The sequence below is a fragment of the Cellulomonas sp. IC4_254 genome (genome assembly GCF_011603975.1).
Classification (GTDB): Bacteria; Actinomycetota; Actinomycetes; order Actinomycetales; family Cellulomonadaceae; genus Cellulomonas.
In genome coordinates this window covers 1-1,084 of record NZ_JAANNB010000383.1, presented here as the reverse complement: position 1 = coordinate 1,084, position 1,084 = coordinate 1, and the positions used below count along the sequence as shown (strand labels likewise).

Below are 1,084 nucleotides of genomic sequence, written 5' to 3'. Positions count from 1 at the left end.
CGGTCAGGGCGTCAGGGCCGCCTCCTCCGGCTCGGACAGCGACAGCACCGCACCGACCACGCCCGGCACCGCTGTCACCTGGCGCTCGACGGACGCGAGCACGTGCGACGCCTCGTCTTCCGCGAGGTTGCCGGCCAGGTCGACCGCGCCGACCAGGAACAGCTGCCGCGCGCCGACGACCTCCAGGCGCAGCTGGGTCACCCGCGCGACCTCGGGCATCGCGAGCAGCGCCCGCACGGCCGCGCCCTGCAGGGCCGGGTCGGCGGTCTCGCCGACGAGGAAGCGGCGGTTGCGGTCGATGAGCAGCACCGCGACGACGGCCAGCAGCACGCCGACGAGGATCGAGCCGATCGCGTCCGGGACCGGCGACCCGGTGATCTGGTGCAGCGCGATGCCGGTGCCCGCGATGACGAGGCCGACCAGCGCCGCGGCGTCCTCGAAGAACACGGCGCGGACCGTGGGGTCGGAGGTGGCCAGCACGTGGTCCCACAGGTCCATGTCGCGCCGGGCCGCCGCCTGCCGCGCCTGCCGCCACGCCTGCAGGAAGGACGTGCCCTCCAGCAGGAAGGACACGCCGAGCACCACGTACGCGACCACGTAGGACGACGCGGGCTCCGGGTGCAGCAGCTCCTGGACACCGTGGGTGATCGAGACGCCGGCCCCGACCGCGAACAGCCCGATCGCGGCGAACAGGGACCAGACGTAGACCTCGCGGCCGTAGCCCAGCGGGTGCGCGCGGTCCGGGGCCCGCGCCGAGCGGCGCTGCGCGACGAGCAGGAACACCTCGTTGCCGGTGTCCGCCCAGGAGTGCGCGGCCTCCGCGAGCATCGAGGCGGCGCCGGTGAGCACCGCGGCGACGGTCTTCGCGACGGCGATGAGCGCGTTGGCGGCGAAGGCGACCACGACGGTGAGGGTGCTCTCGGCGTGGCCGTCCGCGGCGGCGCGCGGTCCGTCCGGCGTCGTGACGGGGCTGGTCATGGTCCCGGACTAGCACAGCGCGGGGCGCCCCGCACGGGCGCGCCGGTCCCGCCGGCGCCGCAGGACGGGCGGTCGGCGTCCCGTCTACGCTCGTCGGGATGCCTGC

1 protein-coding gene is annotated in these 1,084 nt (G+C 75.6%); it reads right to left on the bottom strand.

Going from position 1 to position 1,084, the window contains the following annotated elements; genetic code table 11:
- Positions 1-3: 3 nt before the first annotated feature.
- Positions 4-978 (bottom strand): cation transporter, encoded by a 975-nt coding sequence (locus tag G6556_RS18925; RefSeq protein ID WP_166944700.1) that lies wholly within the window; start codon positions 976-978, stop codon positions 4-6.
- Positions 979-1,084: the final 106 nt, after the last annotated feature.